This is a genomic window from Collinsella sp. OM07-12 (assembly GCF_003438275.1).
GTDB lineage: Bacteria > Actinomycetota > Coriobacteriia > Coriobacteriales > Coriobacteriaceae > Collinsella.
In genome coordinates this window covers 1-1,548 of record NZ_QSTQ01000049.1, presented here as the reverse complement: position 1 = coordinate 1,548, position 1,548 = coordinate 1, and the positions used below count along the sequence as shown (strand labels likewise).

Annotated in this window: 1 protein-coding gene; it reads right to left on the bottom strand. The window is 57.2% G+C overall.

The features are described from left to right. Positions 1-211 precede the first annotated feature (211 nt). Positions 212-1,426, bottom strand: a complete 1,215-nt coding sequence (locus DXB98_RS09990; protein ID WP_199407178.1) for an MFS transporter — start codon at positions 1,424-1,426, stop codon at positions 212-214. Between the last annotated feature and the right edge of the window lie 122 nt (positions 1,427-1,548).

The window sequence follows — 1,548 nt, the reverse complement described above, 5'->3', positions numbered from 1 at the left end:
TGGTCGAAATGCATGATCTCGATCTTCTCGGTTTCCTTCATGGCTTTTCCTTTCTGTCCTGCACGCGAATCTATACATCGCGTTTCTTTTCGATACCAATTATAGACATACACCCAACGTGTTTTTAATACCACTTTGTAATTTGCGCCGATCCTCGGTGAACGGTCGATATTCTCGGGTGAGTGGTATTAAATTAAAATTAGATGTATATCTAGCATTTCTGCCGCCTCCCCTGTGCGACAAAGAACAGCGTTCCTACCAGCGCAATAATGGTCGATGCCCCAAACAGCACCGCCTGAACGCCCAAAGCCTCCGCCAAAAATGGAGCCGCCAGCAGCGGCAGCACGCCGGCGCTCATCAGGCCAAAACGCACAAAGCCGGTAATGCGCCCCAGGTATTTGATGTCGGCGCGCTCCTGAATCAAGATCATCTGCAGCGGTTCCAGGAATCCCCAGGCCAGACCGTTAATCGCCTGACCGATAATCGCAACCCCCAGCATATCGGTGCCCACGTACACCATGGACCCAATGCCCACGGCCATGAGCGCGCCGAGCAACAATCGCAGGTTGACATGGCGAGCAGAAAGCTTGGTCAGGATGAACGCACCCACCGAGGAAGTGAGGCCCACGACCGAGGACAGCCAGCCCAGCCAGACGATATCCACGTTGAGCACATCGCGGTAGAACAACGACTCAAGCGAATCGAACGCGCCGAACGCAAAGAAACCCAAAAAGCCCGAGATAAAGATGAGGCGCAAGTCGTGGTCGTGAAACGTAAGTCGCGCGCCCTCGGCCATGCCGCCCAGAATACCGCCCTTCGGCTTCTCCCCTTTTGCGGGAGCAACACACTCGTGACAGCCCAAGGAGAGCACGGCCGCCACACCCATCATGCCCGCCATGAGCAGATAGACCGATTGCGTGGCAAAACAGCTCACGATGGCACCGCCGAGCAGCGGGCCAGCGGTATAGGCGATATTGCTGTAGAACACCATGAGACCGTTCACGCGGGTACGGCCCTCGGTGGTCGACTCCAGGTATCCCGGAAACGCATGCGTGCAGGTGTTGATAAAGCCGCCCGCAAGTCCCAAGACGCACGCGGCAAACACAAGCCCGGGGACAGACAACGGCGCCAACCCCACGCCAAGCGATAGCACCGCCGTAATCACGCACGTCACAAATGACGTCCGGCGCGGTCCAAAGCGGTCGATGACCGAGCCCGACACCATATTGCCCACCGACGTCATAAGATTGCGCGCGAGCGTAATGGCGGCAACCAAAAAGGCCGTGCCGGCCAGATCATACGTGGCCGCACCGATAAGCCCCAAAAAGTAGACCGCGTTGTTGGCGCACCACTGCAGGGACTCAATAAGAATCAGCCTGACCTCTGCCGGTGTCAGGCGCATTGCTTCGCGATCCTTCGCGAACATACGAACTCCTTCTATACAAAAAGGGATGGAGGGCATAGGCCCGCTCCATCCCCTTACCAGGTTGCAATGACAGTCTATGCAGCCGGGCCCTTACGCCAGCACGCCGAAGAACGCGCCGACGA

What these genes read in the sequence shown, in the direction of transcription:
- DXB98_RS09990 (WP_199407178.1), bottom strand. Translation starts at nt 1,426, where the DNA reads ATGTTCGCGAAGGATCGCGAAGCAATGCGCCTGACACCGGCAGAGGTC.